Source organism: Polaromonas sp., from assembly GCF_030689685.1.
Lineage (GTDB): Bacteria > Pseudomonadota > Gammaproteobacteria > Burkholderiales > Burkholderiaceae_C > Polaromonas.
In genome coordinates this window covers 28079-48074 of sequence record NZ_JAUYEY010000006.1, presented here as the reverse complement: position 1 = coordinate 48074, position 19996 = coordinate 28079, and the positions used below count along the sequence as shown (strand labels likewise).

20 protein-coding genes and 1 tRNA gene are annotated in these 19996 nt (G+C 60.1%); 7 read left to right on the top strand and 14 right to left on the bottom strand.

The window, feature by feature from the left end:
* Positions 1 to 35 precede the first annotated feature (35 nt).
* From Q8O29_RS01065 to Q8O29_RS01055, 3 genes are all read left to right on the top strand, one after another.
* Entirely contained in the window at positions 36 to 470 is a 435-nt protein-coding gene (locus tag Q8O29_RS01065; protein WP_305560204.1) for a GAF domain-containing protein, read from the top strand.
* Between the two features lie 198 nt (positions 471 to 668).
* Positions 669 to 941 (top strand): BrnT family toxin, encoded by a 273-nt coding sequence (locus tag Q8O29_RS01060; RefSeq protein WP_371134119.1) that lies wholly within the window; start codon positions 669 to 671, stop codon positions 939 to 941.
* Entirely contained in the window at positions 928 to 1209 is a 282-nt protein-coding gene (locus Q8O29_RS01055; RefSeq protein WP_305560202.1) for a BrnA antitoxin family protein, read from the top strand. The genes Q8O29_RS01060 and Q8O29_RS01055 overlap by 14 nt, the downstream gene beginning before the upstream one ends.
* 253 nt (positions 1210 to 1462) lie before the next feature.
* Here the strand turns inward: Q8O29_RS01055 and Q8O29_RS01050 are convergent, their stop codons facing one another.
* Both Q8O29_RS01050 and Q8O29_RS01045 read right to left on the bottom strand, forming a co-directional pair.
* The gene (locus tag Q8O29_RS01050) at positions 1463 to 1756 is read right to left on the bottom strand and encodes an addiction module antidote protein (protein WP_305560201.1); all 294 of its coding nucleotides are present in this window, start codon (positions 1754 to 1756) and stop codon (positions 1463 to 1465) included.
* Position 1757: 1 nt separating this feature from the next.
* On the bottom strand, positions 1758 to 2054 hold the full coding sequence (locus tag Q8O29_RS01045) for a type II toxin-antitoxin system RelE/ParE family toxin (protein ID WP_305560200.1): 297 nt from the start codon (positions 2052 to 2054) through the stop codon (positions 1758 to 1760).
* A gap of 110 nt (positions 2055 to 2164) precedes the next feature.
* Between Q8O29_RS01045 and Q8O29_RS01040 the strand changes: the two genes are divergently transcribed.
* Genes Q8O29_RS01040 through Q8O29_RS01030 form a run of 3 tightly spaced genes read left to right on the top strand, consistent with a single transcriptional unit; the run spans position 2165 to position 3082 of the window.
* Positions 2165 to 2395: a tyrosine-type recombinase/integrase gene (locus Q8O29_RS01040; protein WP_305560199.1), complete on the top strand. Its 231-nt coding sequence runs from the start codon at positions 2165 to 2167 to the stop codon at positions 2393 to 2395.
* A 20-nt stretch (positions 2396 to 2415) separates the two neighbouring features.
* Entirely contained in the window at positions 2416 to 2679 is a 264-nt protein-coding gene (locus tag Q8O29_RS01035; RefSeq protein WP_305560198.1) for a hypothetical protein, read from the top strand.
* A gap of 52 nt (positions 2680 to 2731) precedes the next feature.
* Positions 2732 to 3082, top strand: coding sequence for a hypothetical protein (locus tag Q8O29_RS01030; protein ID WP_305560197.1), 351 nt, complete (start codon positions 2732 to 2734; stop codon positions 3080 to 3082).
* Between the two features lie 187 nt (positions 3083 to 3269).
* Here the strand turns inward: Q8O29_RS01030 and Q8O29_RS01025 are convergent.
* The 12 genes from Q8O29_RS01025 to Q8O29_RS00970 form a co-directional block, all read right to left on the bottom strand.
* Positions 3270 to 3345, bottom strand: a tRNA-Thr gene (locus Q8O29_RS01025).
* 198 nt (positions 3346 to 3543) lie between these two features.
* Complete coding sequence (locus Q8O29_RS01020) at positions 3544 to 4548, bottom strand: class 1 fructose-bisphosphatase (protein ID WP_305560196.1); 1005 nt, start codon at positions 4546 to 4548, stop codon at positions 3544 to 3546.
* Positions 4549 to 4628: 80 nt separating this feature from the next.
* Positions 4629 to 7313, bottom strand: a complete 2685-nt coding sequence (gene pepN, locus Q8O29_RS01015) for an aminopeptidase N (RefSeq protein ID WP_305560195.1) — start codon at positions 7311 to 7313, stop codon at positions 4629 to 4631.
* A gap of 62 nt (positions 7314 to 7375) precedes the next feature.
* On the bottom strand, positions 7376 to 7834 hold the full coding sequence (locus tag Q8O29_RS01010) for a type II toxin-antitoxin system VapC family toxin (RefSeq protein ID WP_305560194.1): 459 nt from the start codon (positions 7832 to 7834) through the stop codon (positions 7376 to 7378).
* Positions 7831 to 8064, bottom strand: coding sequence for a type II toxin-antitoxin system Phd/YefM family antitoxin (locus tag Q8O29_RS01005; protein WP_305560193.1), 234 nt, complete (start codon positions 8062 to 8064; stop codon positions 7831 to 7833). Before Q8O29_RS01005 ends, Q8O29_RS01010 begins: the two co-directional genes overlap by 4 nt.
* Positions 8065 to 8114: 50 nt before the next feature.
* Positions 8115 to 9219, bottom strand: a protein-coding gene (gene prfB, locus Q8O29_RS01000; RefSeq protein ID WP_305560192.1) for a peptide chain release factor 2 whose coding sequence is annotated in 2 segments (ribosomal slippage) — positions 8115 to 9137 and positions 9139 to 9219 — 1104 coding nt in all. Because the reading frame shifts where the segments join, the coding sequence is not laid out codon by codon here.
* Between the two features lie 56 nt (positions 9220 to 9275).
* The gene (locus Q8O29_RS00995) at positions 9276 to 10226 is read right to left on the bottom strand and encodes a glycerophosphodiester phosphodiesterase (protein WP_305560191.1); all 951 of its coding nucleotides are present in this window, start codon (positions 10224 to 10226) and stop codon (positions 9276 to 9278) included.
* Positions 10227 to 10382: 156 nt separating this feature from the next.
* Positions 10383 to 11588 carry a hybrid sensor histidine kinase/response regulator gene (locus Q8O29_RS00990; RefSeq protein WP_305560190.1) on the bottom strand — a complete coding sequence of 402 codons (1206 nt, stop codon included), beginning with the start codon at positions 11586 to 11588 and terminating at the stop codon, positions 10383 to 10385.
* A 238-nt stretch (positions 11589 to 11826) separates the two neighbouring features.
* On the bottom strand, positions 11827 to 12417 hold the full coding sequence (locus Q8O29_RS00985; protein WP_305560189.1) for a chemotaxis protein CheB: 591 nt from the start codon (positions 12415 to 12417) through the stop codon (positions 11827 to 11829).
* Between the two features lie 5 nt (positions 12418 to 12422).
* Positions 12423 to 13280 carry a protein-glutamate O-methyltransferase CheR gene (locus Q8O29_RS00980; RefSeq protein ID WP_305560312.1) on the bottom strand — a complete coding sequence of 286 codons (858 nt, stop codon included), beginning with the start codon at positions 13278 to 13280 and terminating at the stop codon, positions 12423 to 12425.
* A gap of 35 nt (positions 13281 to 13315) precedes the next feature.
* Positions 13316 to 16795 carry a response regulator gene (locus tag Q8O29_RS00975; protein ID WP_305560188.1) on the bottom strand — a complete coding sequence of 1160 codons (3480 nt, stop codon included), beginning with the start codon at positions 16793 to 16795 and terminating at the stop codon, positions 13316 to 13318.
* Positions 16796 to 16892: 97 nt separating this feature from the next.
* Positions 16893 to 17864: an alpha/beta fold hydrolase gene (locus Q8O29_RS00970; protein ID WP_305560187.1), complete on the bottom strand. Its 972-nt coding sequence runs from the start codon at positions 17862 to 17864 to the stop codon at positions 16893 to 16895.
* A gap of 7 nt (positions 17865 to 17871) precedes the next feature.
* Here Q8O29_RS00970 and Q8O29_RS00965 point away from each other — a divergent pair, with 7 nt between their 5' ends.
* Positions 17872 to 19782 carry an acyl-CoA synthetase gene (locus Q8O29_RS00965; protein ID WP_305560186.1) on the top strand — a complete coding sequence of 637 codons (1911 nt, stop codon included), beginning with the start codon at positions 17872 to 17874 and terminating at the stop codon, positions 19780 to 19782.
* Positions 19783 to 19996: the final 214 nt, after the last annotated feature.

Below are 19996 nucleotides of genomic sequence, written 5' to 3'. Positions count from 1 at the left end.
ATCCTGAGCGTCTACAGGCTCTGAAAAGCCTTGCATTGCTAGATACCGCCGCCGAGGTGGCGTATGACGACCTGACCCGTACGCTTGCCAAGGCCTTCGATGTCCCCATCGCCATGGTGAGTCTGCTGGACGCAGACCGCGACTGGTTCAAGTCATGCATAGGCGTGTCCCTCACCGAGTCGCCGGCCGAGACTTCATTTTGCGAAATCCTCTTTCATTGTGAAGACGACTTCCTCGTGATCCCCGACACCACCGCCGACGCACAGTTTGCCGACCATCCCCTCGTCGTCAATGCACCTTTCATCCGCTTCTACGCCTCCGCGCGGCTGGCATTTGATGGGCACACCGTCGGCACGCTGTGTATCTATGACGTCAAAGCAAAGCAGGTTTCCGCAGAGCAGCTGGAGATACTCGGCGCGATGCGCTTGGCGGCCATGGAAACGCTGGCGCGGCGGGCGCGCGGCGTTTAGTCGGATCTGATCGACAGATATATTTCCAGGAGCGGGCAAACGCCCTCGGCGTTTTGCTTTGCGGCTACCGCGACGCCGTGTTTTAGGTATCGAAGCCGCACCGGCCGCGTTGCACCACGCTTGACGGCTGGCTGGAACTATCGTAACTACAAATATTCCTTGCAATTCAAATAAACGTAACTACAATAAATTGTGAATGTGACGTTTGACCCAGCCAAAGATGCCGCGAATCTGGCCAAGCATGGCTTTTCATTGCTGGACGCTGTGGGCTTTGAATGGGAGGCTGCTGTGGTGTGGCCTGACAAGCGACGCGTGTATGACGAGGCCCGCATGGTGGCGTTGGGCTACATCGGCCTGCGCATCATGGTTGTGGTGTTCGTTGACCGCCCACCCGAGCTGCCCACAGAGCGCCGCGTCATCAGCTTGAGAAAAGCCAACACACGAGAGGTGAAACGTTATGCCAAAACTTAAAACCGGAATCATCCTTCCCACTCCTGCCGAGGACGCCGCCATCACTGCCGCCGCCCTGGCAGACCCTGACGCCGTCCCCTTCACGGATGCCGAATGGTTGCAAGTCAAACCACTGCTGCGTCGTGGCCGCCCGCTGGGCAGTGGCAGCAAAACGCAGATCACCCTGCGCATTGACGTGGAGGTGGTGGAGAAATTCAAGGCATCGGGTGATGGCTGGCAAACCCGCATGAACGACGTCTTGAAAAGCTGGGTGCGGGCGCAGGCGTGAAATTTCGCCTTTCTGCGCCTGTAGCTGGCCAGAGCGGGCGTTGCCAGTTGCTATATTATTAATAGCTGCCTACGCCCGTCAGATAAGGGCTGGAGGTCGATTTTGTTCGTAAGGTCAGTGGGGAAGCCCGTCCCAGGGTTTTCTAGGGTGTCAGCCCGGACTGGATCGAAATCCCCGTGGGCGTGCAAAAGAACGGAGTCAACAAGATGACTGAAAAAAACTGACGATCTACGATCCTGCTGCCGCGCTGGTCTTATGCGGTAGCCGAAACTTTGGCGGTCAGCTCGATGCCCAGAGCTTGCATGACTGCCAAAGTGGTCTTCAGGGTAGGGTTGCCGTTCTCACTGAAAGAGCGGTAAAGCTGTTCGCGGGAAAGCCCGGTTTGCCCAGCTATTTGGGTCATGCCTTTGGCGCGGGCGACAACCCCCAGCGCGTGCGCGATGTAGCCAGCATCGTTCGTCTGGAACGCTTCCGCCATGAAGCTTGCAATCGCTTCGTCAGAAGTCAGGTCCTCGGCGGGATCGTAGGGGGTCAGTTTTTCAGCCATGTCATTCACTCCATTCTTCAGCCAGGTGCTTTGCCATCTTGATGTCCTTTGCCTGCGTGCTTTTGTCTCCCCCGCACAGCAAAACAATGATCGCGTTCCCCCTTTTGCGGAAGTAGATGCGGTATCCCGGGCCATGATGGACGCGCAATTCGCTGACGCCTTGACCCACTGGCTCCGCATCGCCCACAAATCCAAAAGCAAGACGGTCCAGGCGGGATGCGATCAAAGCGCCCACCCGTGCGTCCTTGAGCTCTGTCCGCCACTTCTTGAATGTTTCGGTTTGCTTTAACTCGATCATCGGGATATATTGTAGTTTTTAGACTACTGTATTGTCAATCATTCTTTCCCCGCTGAGCCGGTGCGAGTAATCCAATTATCCAAGTCAACGCGAAGACATAGCGCAATCCTTTGCAGGGAGCGGGCATCGAGGATTTTCGCTGGCATGACCTACGGAACACCTTTGCGACATGGCATCGCGAGGCCGGAACGCCGACGCATGAACTTCAGCGGCTGGGCGGCTGGAAAACCCAATCTATGGTGGAGCGTTATGTACACGTTGCGCTGGAAGGGCTTCAATTTACAGCAAGTCGGCTAGACTCACTGATAAAAAGCTGCACTCGTTCCTCTTCAACGTTTTGACTCAAGATACTCCAAATCATATGACTGCAATCGATCCGAGGACGCTACCGTTCCTGCCTGTTGAACCCGGTAATACGCTCGTTCTCACGGATGCGAAATCCGCACAGCGAAAGGGTATGGACAACGATGATGACTTTTACGAAGAAGTAAACGCAGAAGGAATGGTGGTCGCAAAATATCACGTTTGGCACTATTTGAATATTTATCCCCCTCAGAATGTTGATCATGGCTGGCGCAAGACTTTGCCAGATGGCGAGTTCATTGCGGCCGGAAAAAAAGCTTAACGCTCACGCTCTAGATTGCAGCATCCAAAAAATTGGATAAAAGGTCGTAGAAATGAAATTGATTCTTCTGCCAAGTGTTCGATTTGCCGCCATCGCTACGCTCTTGTTCACATCGGCAGTGTGCGGTGCCATTGACTACAAATCCAGCGAATTCATGGATAAAAATAGTCGAATCTCAAACGTCTACATCTGCGCCATTGTTGGATTCAGTATGAAATACGAGCCGAATGCATATCAACTTCTGGAGAAGTTTGAACGCATTTCTAAAGTTCCGGTGGCCAAATCCGAACTTTGGAAATCTGACGCTGTATTGTGGTGGGACTCCGAGCGCAAGGACTTTGACCTGAAGGGCTTTTGGAATGGCGAATGCGCTGCGCCGTTCGAAAGAATCAGAAAACAATGAACTGTGCGATCAATAACGCGCTGACGCCTAACCTGCGTCGCACCGAGTCTCAGTGGACGTACGCCGCTCAGCCTTACGTCGAACGCTCGGCTTGAACAAAAAATCGAGTTGGGATCGTAATTAGCCAGCGGTTACGTACTGACTACGTGAAGAAGGGGATAGACCCGGAAGCCTACCCCCTTTTCATTGGTGCCGGAGAGATGAATCGAACACCCGACCTTCTCATTACGAATGAGCTGCTCTACCGACTGAGCTACACCGGCGTTTTTGGAGGAAGCGCTGAACAAGCCCCTTGCGGCGCGCCATCAGTCGGGCTTGGGCGGCCTGCTTCGTTGAACTTCTTGCCAATAGCTGACTATTGGCTGCGAAATCCGCCTTGCATCCCATCCCAATCCGCCTGCCGCGCATCCACAAGGACTTATTCAGCGCTTCCTGAATACAGCCTGCGATTATAGCTGGGGCTATTTGGCGTGGTAGCTCGTCACCCGCTCCACCTCGTTCTTCGAACCCAGGATCACGCTCACACGTTCATGCAGCTTGGTCGGCTGAATGTCCAGGATGCGCTGCTTGCCGTTGGTGGCGGCGCCGCCGGCCTGCTCGATCAGCCAGCTCATGGGGTTGGCCTCGTACATCAGGCGCAGCTTGCCGGCCTTGTCGGGCTCACGGTTGTCCCACGGGTATAAAAAGACGCCACCACGGCACAAGATGCGGTGTACGTCGGCCACCATGGCGGCGATCCAGCGCATGTTGAAGTTCTTGCCGCGCGGACCGTCCTTGCCGGCCAGCAGCTCGTCGATGTAGCGTTTGACCGGTTCGTCCCAGTGCCGCATGTTGCTCATGTTGATGGCGAACTCTTTGGTGTCTTCCGGGATCTGCACATTCTCTTCGATCAGCACAAACGAGCCCTGCTCGCGGTCGAGCGTGAACATGGCGACGCCGTCACCGACGGTCAGCACCAGCGTGGTCTGCGGGCCGTAGATGCAATAACCTGCGGCGACCTGTTTGTTGCCGGCTTGTAAAAAATCAGACTCGTCCACCCCCCGGTCACCTTCGGGCATCTTCAGTACGCTGAAGATGGTGCCAATGCTGACATTGATGTCGATGTTGCTGGAGCCGTCGAGCGGGTCGAACAGCAACAGGTATTCACCTTGCGGGTAACGGTTGGGCACCACGTAGATGCCTTCCATTTCTTCACTGGCCATGCCGGCCAGGTGGCCGCCCCACTCGTTGGCTTCGATCAGCACCTCGTTGGCAATGATGTCGAGCTTTTTCTGGATCTCGCCCTGCACGTTTTCGCTCTCGGCGCTGCCCATGACACTGCCCAGCGCGCCCTTGTTGACAGCCTGGCTGATGCTTTTGCAGGCGCGGGCGACTACCTCGAGCAGCAGACGAAGCTGCGAGGGAATGTGGCCGTCGATGCGTTGCTGCTCGACCAGATAACGCGTGAGAGATACTTTTGAAGACATCGTGAAGCTCCTCGGTTTGTCATCCCGGACTTGATCCGGGATCCATGGATTGCGGATCAAGTCCGCACTGACGGGTTGTATTAGTCGGCTAAAGCGCGCGAGACCACCTCGTGCGTGTCCTTGCTCAAATCAGACTTGGCGGCAACCCGGGCAATCGCTTCGCGGGCGGCGCTGCGATACGGTTCAGCCAGCTTGCTCCAGCGGTCCAGCGCGCGCGCCAGCCGGGCGGCGACTTGCGGGTTGATCACGTCGAGCTCAATCACGCGCTCACTCCAGAAGACGTAGCCTGCTGCGTCTGCGCGGTGGAAAGCCGCCGGGTTGCCCTGGCAGTAGGTGCTGACGACGCTGCGCGCGCGGTTCGGGTTGCGCAGGCTGAAGTCGGCGTGTTTCATGAGCTGCTTGACGGCCGGCAGGATGTTGCCGCTGCGGTCCGGCGCGCCGGCCTGCAAGCTGAACCATTTGTCGATGACCAGCGCTTCGTCCTTGAACATGGCGTGGAAGCGGGGCAGGGCCTGGTCCGCCAGCGGGTGGCCGCTGGAGACCAGCGCCGCCAGCGCGTTGAAGCGGTCGGTCATGTTGCCCGCGTCCTTGAAGCGCTGGAAGGTCTTGCCGGGCCAGACGGTATCGCCGCTGGCGACGGCGGCAAGGCACAAGTGCGTGAGCGCCATGCCGGCCAGCGCGCGCCGTCCCGAAGACAGTGGGTCGGGCGTGTAGGCGCCGTTGTCCTGGTTGGCTGCGTACACCACGGCCCAGTCCTCGGCCAGCGCGGTGGCGAGTTGTGCGCGCATGGCTTCGCGCACCGCGTGAATGCGCTGCGGGTCCACCACGTCAAGCTGTTCGGCGATGTAGGTTTCACCCGGCAGCGTCAGCACCAGATCCTTGAAGGCGGCGTCCAGTGCAGGGTCGCGCAGCACGCTGCGCATGGCCTCGAGATAAGCATCATTCAGCGGCTCAGCCCCTGCCGGATAAGCACTGGCAGCTATGGATTTGATAGCGCTGCGAACCGCCAGGCGTTGCCCGGCTTCCCAGCGGTTGAAGGGGTCGATGTCCTTGTCCAGCAGGTGCAGCAGGTGTGCGTCGCTGTAGTCGAACTCCAGCACCACCGGCGCGCTGAAGCCGCGCAGGATGGATGGCACGGGTTGCGCATCCATGTTGATGAAGCTCAGCGCCTGGCTGGCTTCGGTCAGCACAAAAGTGCGCGGCGCGGCCACTGGCGCGGCTTCGCCTTCGAGCTGCAGCGGCAGGTCAGCGCCGTCGGCGCCGAGCAGACCCAGGCCAACCGGGATCACAAAGGGTTCCTTGGCGGCCTGGCCCGGTGTGGGCGCGCAGCTTTGCGACAGGGTCAGCGTGTAAGTGCGCGCGGCGGCGTCATACACCCCCGTGCCATACACACGCGGCGTGCCGGCCTGGCTGTACCAGCGCTTGAACTGCGGCAACAGGCCTGCCAGGTCGGATGCGGGGTTGGCGTCGGCTATCGCCTGTGCAAAGTCGTCGCAGGTCACGGCCTGGCCGTCGTGGCGCTCAAAGTAGAGCTTCATGCCTTTTGCAAAACCATCCCTGCCCACAAGCGTTTGCATCATGCGCACAACTTCGGCGCCTTTTTCGTAAATCGTGACGGTGTAGAAGTTGCTGATCTCGATATAGCTGTCAGGCCGTACCGGGTGCGCCATCGGGCCCGCGTCCTCGGGGAACTGCGCGGTGCGCAGCACACGCACGTCTTCAATGCGTTTGACGGCGCGGGCCGACGGTGCCGCGCAAAGGTCCTGCGAAAACTCCTGATCACGGAAAACAGTCAGGCCCTCTTTCAGGCTCAGCTGAAACCAGTCCCGGCAGGTAATGCGGTTGCCGGTCCAGTTGTGAAAGTATTCGTGACCCACCACACTTTCGATGTTCGAATAATCGGTGTCTGTGGCGGTGGCCTGACTCGCCAGCACGTACTTGGTGTTGAAGATGTTCAGGCCCTTGTTTTCCATCGCGCCCATGTTGAAGTCGCTGGTGGCAACAATCATGAAACGCTCCAGGTCCAGACTCAGGCCAAAACGCGCTTCGTCCCAGGCCACCGAATGCATCAGCGAGGCCATCGCGTGTTCGGTTTTGTCCAGGTCACCGGGCCGCACATAGACCTGTAGCAAATGGTCTTTGCCGGCGCGTGAGGTGATGCGCTGTTCGCGCGCAACCAGCTGACCGGCCACCAGGGCAAACAGGTAGGCGGGTTTTTTGTGCGGGTCTACCCACTTGGCAAAGTGGCGGCCATCATCCAGAGTGCCCTGCTCGACCAGGTTGCCGTTGGACAGCAGCACCGGGTAGGCCGCTGGGTCGGCGCGCAGCGTCACCGTGTAGCTGGCCATCACGTCCGGGCGGTCCAGAAAGTAGGTGATACGCCTGAAGCCTTCGGCCTCGCACTGCGTGAAGAAAGAGTTGTTGCTGACGTACAAGCCCATCAGCTTGGTGTTTTTGGCAGGCGCGCAGGTGGTAAAAATTTCCAGCTCGAAAGTATCCGGAAGATTGTCCAGCACCAGTTTGTCGCCTTCCATGCGGAAGGACGCACCCTGGCCATTGACCAGCACGCGCGCCAGGTTGAGCTCTTCGCCGTCGAGCTGGAGCGGCTGCATCGCAACATCCGGATTGCGCCGCAGCGTCATTTTGTTCAGTACGCGCGTTTTGGCTGGGTCCAGGTCAAATGACAGATCGACGGTGTCAATCCAGTAGGCGGGGGCGGTGTAGTCGGCGCGGTGGATGACGGCGGGTTGGCCTTCTCGGAGCATTTTTTTCTTTCGGATGATGTGCGGATGGAGCGCTGAAGGGGTGTCCTGAAGCGTAGAGCGCCTCAGGTGAAAGATGCAGCTTGCGGGCTCAAGTCCAGAATCTCCATGGAAGACTCCTCAGCGGCGCGTAGCAACTGACGGTCGGCGGAGACCATCAGAACAGCGCCGGTTGCCTTGGCGCAAGCCAGGTGGATCGCATCGAGCGTGCCGAGTGGAGAAGACAGCCCTTCGATAAGCTCACCCGCCAGGCTAAATATGGCCGCGTCGATGGTGTGAAAACGCAAGGCACCGCTGGCTATCTCTTGCAGTAACTGCTCGGTTGCCCTGTGCGTGAATTCGGCGCTTGTGGTCCCCAGACGCTGGCCTCGTTTCATGACTGAACGGAACTCGGTCACCGTCAGGGATGAGATTGCCAGTTGATACTGGCTGGAGGTCGCAAAAGCCTCCATCTCGGCCGAGCGGTGCTCTAACAGAAAGCGTTTAAGAAACGCGCTCGTATCCACGTAAGCCACAGGCATCATGTGCCGCGCCTGTCACGTTCCTCGCGGATCATCGCGGTGGAGTCGGTTTGCATGCCGCCCATCTGATCGCGCAACCATTTGAGTGACTGAAGCTTTGGCCGTTTTGTGATCGGTAAAATGCGTGCAATCGGCTCGCCGTTAGACACGAGCAGCAACTCGTGCTCACGTTCCAGCGTTTCGCGCAAGTGCGGAATGGTGTTGCGAAGCTCGCGGACGTTGATGGTTTGCATAATGTGTCACCATTGTTAATATCGTGTCACGATTATAGGCTGGGTATGTCTTACACGCCTTGTTTTAACGAAGCCTCTATGAACGGGTCCAAGTCACCGTCCAGCACTTTCTGCGTGGCCGAGGTCTCGTAGTTGGTGCGCAAATCCTTGATGCGGCTCTGGTCCAGCACATAGCTGCGGGTCTGGTGGCCCCAGCCCACGTCGGTTTTGGTGTCTTCCAGCTTTTGCTGCGCTTCCTGCTGTTTGCGCAGCTCAAAGTCATACAGGCGTGAGCGCAGGCGTTTCCAGGCCACGTCGCGGTTGCTGTGCTGGCTGCGGCCGTCCTGGCACTGCACCACAATGCCGGTCGGAATGTGCGTCAGGCGCACCGCCGAGTCGGTCTTGTTGATGTGCTGGCCACCGGCGCCGCTGGCGCGGAAGGTGTCCACACGCACGTCCGAGGGGTTGATGTCGATCTCGATCGAGTCGTCGATCTCGGGATAGACAAACACCGACGCAAACGAGGTGTGACGACCGCCCGATGAGTCAAACGGCGACTTGCGCACCAGGCGGTGCACGCCGGTTTCGGTGCGCAGCAGGCCGAAGGCGTATTCGCCCTCGATCTTGATGGTGGCGCCTTTGATGCCCGCCGTGTCGCCGGCGGTTTCGTCTTCAATCTGCGTCTTGAAGCCCTTGCGCTCGGCGTATTTGAGGTACTGGCGCAGCAGCATGCTGGCCCAGTCGCAGGCTTCGGTGCCGCCAGCACCGGCCTGGATGTCCAGAAAAGCGTTGAGCGGATCGGCCGGGTTGTTGAACATCCGGCGGAATTCCATTTTTTCGACTTCTACCGCGACCTGCGCCGTCTCGCCTTCAATCGAGATCATGCCGGCTTCGTCGCCTTCGCCTTTGGACATCTCGAACAACTCGCTGTTGTCCGCCAGCTCGGCGCTCAGGCGGTCGATCACATACACCACGTCTTCCAGCGATTTCTTTTCCCGGCCCAGCTCTTGCGCGCGTTTGGGGTTGTCCCAGACTTTCGTGTCTTCCAGTGCGGCGTTGACCTCGTTTAATTTACGTTCTTTGGCAGGGTAGTCAAAGATACCCCCGAAGCTCGTTGACCCGGTTGCTCAGGTCGGCGAGCTGATTGGCGATGGTGTTGATGCGTTCTGCTTCCATGGGAAATCCTGTGTGGTCTGGGGTCAACCAGCTATTTTCTCATGCTCCGCAAGTCCTCATTTTTTCAATGGCGTCAGGGGTTGCGGCAGCGGCAATTGGCGCTGCCGCAAAACGTCGCGCAGGCGGTCCGGGTAATCGGTGATCAGCCCGTCCACGCCCCAGCCTATCAGCCGCTCCATGTCGGCCGCCTGGTTGATGGTCCAGGGAATGACTTTCAGGCCCAGCGCCTGCGCTTGCTGCACCAGCGCCTGTGTCACCGCGCCGCCATTGGGCGACCAGACCGCGCCGCCGGCGGCTTTGACCATGGCCGGCACGCTGGGGTGCTCGGCGATTTTGAAACCCGCCGTCCAGGCGCCGTTGCGAATGGTGTCGTTGTTGGCGCTCTGCAGACTCAGGTAAACCGTGGGCACGCTTGGCTCCAGCCGCTGCACAATTTGCAGCGCGCGCCAGTCAAAGCTCTGGATGCTGACGCGCTCCAGCACACCGGCATCGCGCACGACCTTCAGCAGTGCTTCCGTCATCAACTCAGGGCTCGCGGTATCGTCCGGCTGCTCCGGGTTGAGCTTGGTTTCGATGTTGAAACGCACATTGCCAGCGCCCATCAACTTCACACGCTCGAACAGCGCGGCCAGCGTCGGGATGCGGGCACCATCCAGCGGCTGCTGGTTGCTGAAGGTGGTGGCGTAGGGCGTGCCCGGCTGAATGCGGCCCACGTCATAGCCCTGCAATTGCGCGAAGCTCAGCGAACGGATCAGCGGGCCGCGGCTGGCGGCCAGCCACTGGCCACCAGCGTCGCGCGTGATCAGCGGGTTCAGGTAGGGGTCATGCGCGATCACCACCACGCCATCCGCAGTCAGGCCGACGTCCAGCTCCAGCGTGCTGACACCGATAGCCAGTGCCCGCTCGAAGGCTGGCAGGGTGTTCTCCGGCGCGAGGCCGCGCGCGCCGCGGTGGCCCTGCAGGTCAAATGCGTCGGCGGCTTGGGCAGTCAGCGCCGCCAGAGCCACAATTACAAGCCAAATCGAGCTCCTGCCCATATCCAGTGGGCGTAGATAGCTATCAAAAAGTGAGTAAACTGCAGAGCGTGGAGACGGCGATGCGGGACGACGGAGGTGTTGCATGCCTGCATTTTGCCCCTGCCGGCAGGCTGCAGCCTGCCTTTTTCAGGCCGGGGGTTCAACGCTCGAATTCAGCGGCAGAATGATGCTGAAGACAGAGCCTTCGCCGGGCGTGCTTTGCACGCTGATGCTGCCGCCGTGTGCTTCCACCAGTTGCCGGGTGATGTACAGGCCCAGGCCCAAGCCACCGGTATCGTCATTGATGGCGATGCGCTCGAACTGCTCGAAAATCCGTTGCTGGTCAGACGCGGAGATGCCCCGGCCCCGGTCCCGCACGCTGATACAGGCGCCCTGCGGCAGCAAACTCAGGCTGACGGACACCGGCTTGCCTTCGCCGTAACGCAGGGCGTTGGTCAGCAGGTTGATGACCACCTGTTCAATCCGGAATTCATCCCACAGGGCCGTGACTGGCACATCGGCATGCAGCGTGATGGCGCTGCCTGCAGCCAGGGCCTGGTTGGACAGGTTGTCCACCACACGGGCCAGCAAGGCGGGCAGATCGACCATTTCAGGCCGGATCGACAGCCGGTTGCTGCGAATGCGCGCGACATCCATCATGTCGTCGATCAGCCGCATCATGGCCTGGACCTGGCGTTTGTCGCGCGCCACCATGGTTTGCAGGTACGCGGGGTCAAACAGGTCGGTGCGCCCCCGGTCCAGTTGCATCTTGCGCAGCTGCGCTTCGAGAAACAGGGTGTTGAGCGGCGTGCGCAGCTCATGCGCCACCATGGACATGAAGTCGTCGCGCATGCGTATGGATGCCTGCAACTCTGCCTGGGAGGCTTGCAGCTCTTGCAACAAGGCTTCCTGCGCCAGCCGGCTTTTTTCCAGGGCCTGCACCTGCCGGCGGGTTTCATTGCGCTGGCGATGAAGTTCCACGAACACGCTGACCTTGCTTTTGACGGCCTCCATGTCCAGTGGCTTGTACAGAAAGTCCACCGCACCGGTTTCGTAACCCTTGAAAGCGTAGTTGGACTCCTTGCCGGCGGCCGTCACAAAAATGATCGGAATATGGCGGGTCTTCTCGGTGCCGCGCATCAGCTCGGCCAGCTCAAACCCGTTCATGCCTGGCATCTGAACATCCAGAATCGCCAGTGCAAACTCGTGCTCCAGCAGCAGGTTCAGCGCGTCTTCACCGCGCGAGGCCTGGACAATCGTCCGGTCCTTGTGGCGGATCAGCGCGTTCAGGGCCAGCAGGTTCTCCTGCAAATCGTCGACGATGAGGATGCGGGTGGTATTTTCTTCGACCATGAGCTGGGGGTCCGTAGACTCAGACGGGGGCAGATATTTCTTCGAGTGTAGAGGCGGCTCCGGCGGTGAGTGGGTAGGCGCTGTGTCAAAACTGGCCATTGTCATGGGGACTGCGTGGCCTGTGGGGCCAAAATAGGGATGAAAAGTTTCATGGGTGTTTTTCCCAAGCGTGCAAGTTAGCAAATAGACCGTCTGTGCGCTAACACACACAAGGTATTTGAGGTACGGCGCTCAAACATCATGGACTGCCAAGTCTAAACAGTAAATCACGGATGCCAGCCAGCTTGAGAACGACATCTGGTTTGAGCCTGGCGATAGCCGCCTCCGGCATGGTAGACACCTCCGCCTCGGCGGGGTCCTGCACCACAGTCAGGCCGCCTTGCTGCTTGATGCGTGCCAGGCCGGCAGCGCCGTCTTCGTTGGCGCCCGTCAACACGACACCCGCCAAGGCGGAGCCATAACAATCGGCCGCGGACGCCATCAGAACGTCGATCGAGGGGCGCGAATAGTGCACGGCCTCTTCGCAACTGAGTGAAAACGTGCGGTCCATCTCCACCGACAGGTGATACCCCGAACCGGCAAAATACAAGGTGGCCGGGGCGATGCTTTCCTTGTCGGCGGCTTCGCGAACGGCGATGGGCAGCCGGTACTGAAAAATCTCGGCCAACTGGCTCTCGCGGTCTTCCGGTAGATGTATCACCACCATCAGCGGCAGGCGAAAGCTGCGCGGCAAATCTGCCAGCACGACCAGCAAGGCATGCACACCACCGGCAGAAGCGCCGATGACGACGGCTTCGATGGCCTGCTTTTTTTTTGCCGTGGCTTTCATGGTGCTCAGATCGGCGCCACCTTGAGCTTGCGGAAAATCCGGGCTGGCTTGTCCAGCACTGCAAAATGGTCCGCATAAGCCGAGAACTCGATGCTTTCCTTGCTGCCCAGGGCCATGAAGCCGCGGTGGCTCAGCGATTCATGAAACAGCCCGAGGGCGCGGTTCTGCAGGGTCTTGTTGAAATAAATCAGCACATTGCGGCACAGCACCAGCTGCGTTTCGGAAAACACGCTGTCGGTGGCCAGGCTGTGGTCGGAGAATGTGACATTTTCGCAGAGTGAGGGGTCAAAAACGGCGGCGTCGTACGCGGCGCTGTAGTAGTCAGAAAATGCCTGCTTGCCACCAGCCTGCTGGTAGTTGACCGTGTGCCCCTTGATACTGCCAAGGGGGAAAATGCCCCGCCTGGCCTTTTCCAGCGCCATTGGATTGATGTCTGTCGCGTAGATCAGCGACTTGTCCAGCAGACCTTCCTCACGCAGCAAAATAGCCAGCGAATACACCTCTTCCCCCGTGCTGCAACCAGCAATCCAGATCTTGAGCGACGGGTAGGTTTGCAGCACCGGCATGACCTTCTGACGCAGCGCCAGAAAAAACGCAGGATCGCGAAACATCTCGCTGACCGGGATCGTCAGGTACTGCAGCAACTCCATGAAAAGTGTGGCGTCCTTCAGCACCAGGGTCTGCAACGTCCCAACGGTGGGGCACTCAAAGTGGGCCATGGCCTGCAGAAGGCGGCGCTTTTGCGATGCGCCGGAATAATCTCTGAAGTCGTAGCTGTAGGTGAGGTAAATCGCTTCCATCAGCAGGTGCAGCTCGGACTCGCTGACGCTGGCCCGCGAATGATGGGCCGATGCTGTGGCCAGAACCGGCTTTGGCGTAGCGCTCTTTCTGGGCACGCTCAAACCCGTTCCACGTTAGGCATCCAGACGCGCAACAGCGAGAACAGGCGGTCCAGATCAATCGGCTTGGCCAAGTAGTCGTTGGTACCGGCTTTCAGGCATTGCTCCTGGTCGTCCTTCATGGCTTTGGCGGTGACGGCGATGATGGGCAGCTTCTGGAAGCGCGGGTCCTGGCGGATACGGCGCGTGGCTTCCAGGCCGTCCATGCCGGGCATCATGACGTCCATCAGCACCAGGTCAATACTCTCGACTTCATTGAGCTTGCTGATCGCCTCAAAGCCGTTGCGGCCGATCTCGACCAATATGCCTTTTTGCTCCAGCGCGCTGGTCAATGCAAAGATGTTGCGCACGTCGTCGTCCACCAGCAGCACGCGGCGGCCTTCAAACACCTTGTCGCGGCTGCGCACGGCCTTGAGCATGACCTGGCGCTCGGCCGACAGGTCGGCTTCGACCTTGTGCAGAAACAGCGTCACCTCGTCGAGCAGGCGCTCGGGCGAGCGCGCGCCCTTGATGATGATGGAGCGAGAATATTTCAGAAGATCGGCTTCTTCCTGCCGCGACAGGTTGCGCCCGGTATACACAATCACCGGCGGGAACGATGAAATCTCTTCAGTGGCCATGCGCTGCAGCAGCTCATAGCCCTGGATGTCGGGAAGCTTCAGGTCAATGATCATGCAGTCGTAGATCGTTTGGGACAGCAGCACCAGCGCTTCTTCGCCGGTTTCCACCGCTGTGATCTCCACGTCGTCGTCGCCGATCAGGCTGGTCACGCTGGCGCGCTGCAAGGCATCGTCTTCCACCAGCAGCACACGTTTGACCTTTTGCGTGAGTTTGTCTTCCAGCTTCTTGAACACCGCCTGGAGCTGCTCGCGTGTGGTGGGCTTGATGGTGTAGCCGATGGCGCCCATTTGCAAGGCGGGCTCACGTGGCTCTTCACCCGACACCACATGCACCGGCAAATGGCGGGTCAGCGGGTTGTGTTTGAGCTGCTCCAGCACCGTCAGGCCGTTGCGATCGGGCAGACCCATGTCGAGCAAAATGGCGGCCGGTAAAAACTGCGTGGCCAGCGCAAGGCCGTGTTCTGCGCCATGTGCGACCAGGCAGTCGTAACCCAGCTCATGGGCCAGGTCGTAGAGGATTTGTGCGAAGGTGGGATCGTCCTCAATCACCAACACCAGCCGGCTGGTCAGCGGCTTGTGCCTGTCATCGGCGAACACCGGCACGGGCGAGATATCCGTCGCCGAGGACGCGCCGCCGAAGGGGCTTGCGGGCATGGCCATGCGCGCGGGCGGGGCGGGGCGGCGCGGCGCTGGCGCAGACGGCAGCACCTGGGCTGGCGTCCAGACGGTGGGCAGCAGCAGCGTGAAGCAGCTGCCCTGGCCTTCTCGGCTTTGCAGCGTGATGGAGCCGCCCAGCAAACCGCTGAGATCGCGTGAAATCGACAGGCCCAGGCCGGTTCCGCCATAACGGCGGCTGGTCGTGCCATCGGCCTGGTGGAAGGCATCGAAAATGATGCTTTGCTGATCGGGGTGTATGCCTATGCCCGTGTCCTGCACTGCAAAAGCAATCTGCCCATCACTTCGCTGCGACACATTCAGGCTGACCTTGCCTGCGTCGGTGAACTTGATTGCGTTGGACAGCAGGTTTTTCAGCACCTGCTCCACGCGCTGGCGGTCACTGACCAGGGTGATGGGCGTGCCGGGGTTGATGGTGATTTCGAACTTCAGCTGCTTCTGGTTGGCCATGGGCTCAAAGGTGTTTTTCAGCGAATTCACCAGATGGCTCAGCAGGATGTCTTCCGGCATCAGCTCCAGTTTGCCGGCTTCGACCTTGGAGATGTCGAGAATGTCATTGATCAGGTTCAGCAGATCGTTACCGGCAGAGTAAATTGATTGTGCAAACCGCACCTGTTCTTCGTTCAGGTTGCCCTTGGGGTTGTCTGCCAGCAGCTTGGCCAGAATCAGCGAGCTGTTCAGCGGTGTACGCAGCTCATGCGACATGTTGGCCAGAAACTCCGACTTGTAGCGGCTGGCGCGGCTGAGTTCTTCGGCGCGTTCTTCCAGCAGGGTCTGCGCCTGGTTGAGAGCGCCGTTTTTCTGGTCCAGCGAGGTGGCCAGTTCGGACAACTGCTCATTGGTCTGCTCCAGCTCGGCTTGCTGGTTCTCCAGATTAACCTGGTACTCCTTGAGCACGCGCGATTTTTCTTCGAGTTCGTCGTTGACGCTGCGCAGCTCTTCCTGCTGCGACTGCAGGTCTTCATTGAGCTGCTGGCTTTCTGCCAGCACGTCTTGCAGCCGCCTTCGGTACAGCGCCGCGTGGATGGAGTTGCCGATGTTGTTGGCAATCATGTTGACGAACTCAAGGTCGCGCGCGCCCAGCGCGCGCAGAAAACCGAGTTCGACCACGCCGTTGACCTGGCCGTCGTTGTGCACGGGTATCAAGAGCACATGGCGCGGTGAACCCTTGCCCAGGCCGGAGACAATTTTCAGGTAGTTGTCAGGCAGGTTGTCAAGTTGCATCACCTGGTTTGCAAGCGCTGCCTGACCCACCATGCCCTCGGCGCTGTAAAAGCTGTGCCCTTTGGCTTCGTCGCCGGCACTGAAGCCGTAACCCGCCACGCGCCGCAGGTCGCCATTGTCTTCCCGCACATACAGCGCGGCTACGGCAACGTCCAGATACCGCGCCACGAATTCGAGCACGCTGCGGCCCAGGGACTCCAGCGCCTGCTGACCAATGGTGTGTTCGGCCAGTTGCCGCTGACCGGTGCGCAGCCAGAGCTGCTGGTCCAGCAGCAGTGCGGTAGCCGCCTGTTTTTGTTCTGCCGCGCCGTAAGAGTCGGACAAACGTTGCAACTCACGGTGGCCCAACAGCGCCAGCAGCCCGCTCATGCCCAGGCTCAGGAGCAGATAGCCTGCCATGCCCCAGGCGGTGTTGTTGCGAGCCTGTGCGTTGCGCTCTTGCAGCAGGCGCTCTTCGGTGCTGATGAACCCGGTGAACTCGCGCCGGATTTCATCGGTCAGGCTTTTGCCGCCTGCGGACCGCACCGGCGCCTGGTAGTCCAGGTCCTTGCGCCGCAGGTCCACAATGTTTTGTGCAAACTCGTTCCATTGGGTTTGCAAGGCGGCAATACGCCTGAGCCGGCTGACCTGCGGCGGGTTGTTGCGCACCAGCTCGGCCAATGTGGCGGTTTCTGCGGCAATACGCGGTTTGCCAATTTCAAATGGTTGCAGCAGGGGCTCTTCACCCGTGACCAGGTAGCCGTACATGCTGGCTTCCATGTCGGCGCCCAGCTTGGCGATCTGGTTGGCGCTGCTGATGGCGCGTTCGGCCTGCCCTACACCGCTCAGCGCGGACAGCAGGTAGAAGATGAGGCTGACAAAAACGGCGGCACTGAAAGTGCCCACCGCCAGCGGCAGGCTGACGTTGCGCGTCAGAGTGCGGCGCAGGTGGTCCTGCGGGTTATGGACTGGCTCGCTCATCGTGGGTCCCCGCGCCAGGCGCTGCAAAGCTTCGAGTATGCGCTAAGCGCGAAACTTCTTATGTGCGCTGGCCCACATAGGGCTGCGTGACTCAGCCTTATTCGCCCAGAAAACCGGTGATCAATTCGGCCAATTGTTCGGGCTGGTCGTGGTGCAGCATGTGGCCGGCGTCCTGAACCACGGCGGTACTGACCTGCGGCACGGATTTGAGGCGTTCATGGTACTCGGCCAAGGTGTATTTGCCCTGCCACCATTTGCCCAGCGAGTCGTCCGAGGCTTCAATGGCCAGCGTGGGGGCGCTGATACGCTGGTAGATCTCCAGCACCTCATCGACGCGGTAGAGCTGCGCGTTGACGATTTTGTGGGCCGCATCGCCCAGGATGTTCCATTGGCCCTGCGCGTCCGGCGCAGCCCAATGCCGCGCCAGCCAGTCGGCCTTGTCTGCAGGCAGCCTGGGGTTGGTGCGCATCAGGCGCCTGGCCACGCCGTCGGCGTCCTTATAGGGTTTGAGCGCCAGCTCGCCCTTGTGCAGGCTTTTGAGCTCATCCATCCATTTGGCAAAGCGCCCGGCTGCCTGGCTGGGCCGCGTGGCCGGCATGCCAAAACCTTCGAGGTTGACCAGTTTGCGAATGCGCTCGGGCCGCACGCCGGCGTACAACATGGCCACATTGCCGCCCATGCTGTGGCCGACCAGGTCTACAGCCTGGCCGGGGGCGTAATGATCCAGCAGAAAATCCAGGTCGGCCAGGTAGTCGGGAAACCAGAAGCAATCGGGTGCTCCCGCGCTCCCCACTGCATCCGTCCGTTCGTCCTGAGCTTGTCGAAGGATGCCCCCGTTGCCGGTTTTTCCATAACCACGCCAGTCGGGCGCGATGATGCTGCGGCCTTGCACGAAGGTATCGGACAGGGCATCGACCACAAACTGGTAGGACGCGGCCACGTCCATCCAGCCGTGCACCAGCACCAGCGGCGGCAGGCTGCTTGAAGCCTCGCCCCAGTGACGAACGTGGTAGTCGATGCCGCGTATAGGGACTAACTCGCTGCGGGAGAGGCGCTTTTCTTTGTACATTGGAGTGATGATAAAGAGACTTGCAACGCAACACAGTCAAGGCAGGGACATCGCGTCCGCAGCGCCACCCGATCATTACGCCGCCCTGCACGGCGCTTTCCGCTGGCAGGTCGATGACGACTTCAACATTGCCGAGGTCTGCTGCAGGCGCTGGGCGCACACCGATGGTGGTAAAAATGCTATTAAAAGAGTAGCTATCCACGCCCACCAGCCGGGGGCGGAGACCACTTTTTATACCTATTTGCAACTTCAGCAGGGGGCCGATGCACTGAGCCATGCGCTGGTGCAGCTCGGCGTGAAAGGCGGCGACCGGGTCGCCATCGTGATGCCGCAGCGCTTTGAGACTGCCGTCGCCTACATGGCGGTGTTCCAGATGGGTGCCGTGGCCATGCCGCTGTCCATGCTGTTCGGACCCGAGGCGCTGGAATACCGGCTGCAGGACAGCGACGCGGTGCTGGCGATTTGCGACGAGAGCTCGATGGCCAACATCCAGGCGATACGCAGCCGCTGCCCGGCCCTGCGCACGGTGATCGCCGCTGGTGCGGCGGCGGGGCGGGGCGACCTCGATTACGACACTGCCCTGGCCGCGCAACAGCGTGCCTTCACCGCCGTCAAAACCAAAGCCGACGATGCGGCCATATTGATCTACACCAGTGGCACCACCGGACCGCCCAAGGGCGCGCTGCTGGCGCACCGCGCGCTGATCGGCAACCTGCCGGGTTTTGTTTGCAGCCAGAACTGGTTTGGGTTCAGCCCTCACCCTGACCCTCACCCCAACCCTCTCCCGCAAGCGGGAGAGGGAGAAGGAGACGGAGACGGAGAGGGTGAGGGAGAGGGAGCTTATACCTCCCTCTCCCCGGGGGAGAGGGTTGGGGTGAGGGACGACAGCAGCGCTGTCTTCTGGAGCCCCGCAGACTGGGCCTGGACCGGCGGGCTGATCGACGCCTTGTTGCCCACGCTGTATTTCGGCCGGCCCATCGTTGCCTTCAACGGGCGCTTCAGCCCCGAGCTGGCCTTCACGCTGATGCAAGAGCAGGGCGTGACGCACACCTTCCTGTTCCCTACGGCGCTCAAAGCCATGATGAAGGCCTACCCGCAGCCGCGCCAGCAGTTCACCCTCAAGCTGCAAGCCATGATGAGCGCGGGAGAAGCGGTCGGCGACGCAGTGTTTGCGTACTGCCGCGATGAACTTGGCGTCACCGTCAACGAGATGTTTGGCCAGACCGAGATCAACTACGTGATTGGCAATTGTTCTGCGCTCTGGCCGGCCAAGCCAGGCAGCATGGGCAAGGGCTACCCGGGCCATCGGGTCGCGGTGATCGATGATGAAGGGCATGAATGCCCGGTCGGTGTGCCGGGCGATGTGGCGGTCAACCGCTTTGACATTCACGGCGACCCAGACCCGATCTTTTTTCTGGGTTACTGGAAAAAAGAAGCCGCCACGCAGGCCAAGTTCACAGGTGACTGGTGCCGCACCGGCGACCTGGCCGTGCGTGATGCAGACGGTTATCTCTGGTACGAAGGCCGGGCCGACGATGTGTTCAAGGCGGCGGGCTACCGCATCGGCCCCGGCGAGATCGAGAACTGTCTGGTCAAGCACCCGGCGGTGGCCAATGCCGCCGTGGTGCCCAAGCCGCACAGCGAGCGCGGCGCGGTGGTCAAGGCCTATGTGGTACTTGCTCCTGATTTCATAGCTGCTCGCGCACAACAGACGGGGGCTACAGGCCAATTTGACTTGAAACTGGTGGCAGAACTGCAAGCCCACGTCAGGGCGCTGCTGGCCCCTTACGAGTACCCCAAAGAGATCGAATTCATTGATGCCTTGCCCATGACCACCACCGGCAAGGTGCAGCGGCGTGTGCTCAGGCTGCAGGAAGAAGAACGATATAGAAACACCCCCGTGGCCCTCACTTCGTGAGTGCCTCCCCCTCAAGGGGGCGGGCGCCTATGGACCGGCAAAGCCGGATCCATGGCCCCCACTGGCAGATTCAATGCGCACCGAATAAAAAGCACCCAGCAAGGGTGCTTTTTTGTTTACCAGCAGGGGCCGCAGAACTGGCTTTGCCAGGCCGCAGGCGCCGTCCCCTGGAAGGGGAGAGGGCGCTACACGCAGTGAGCGCCGATAGGGGTGA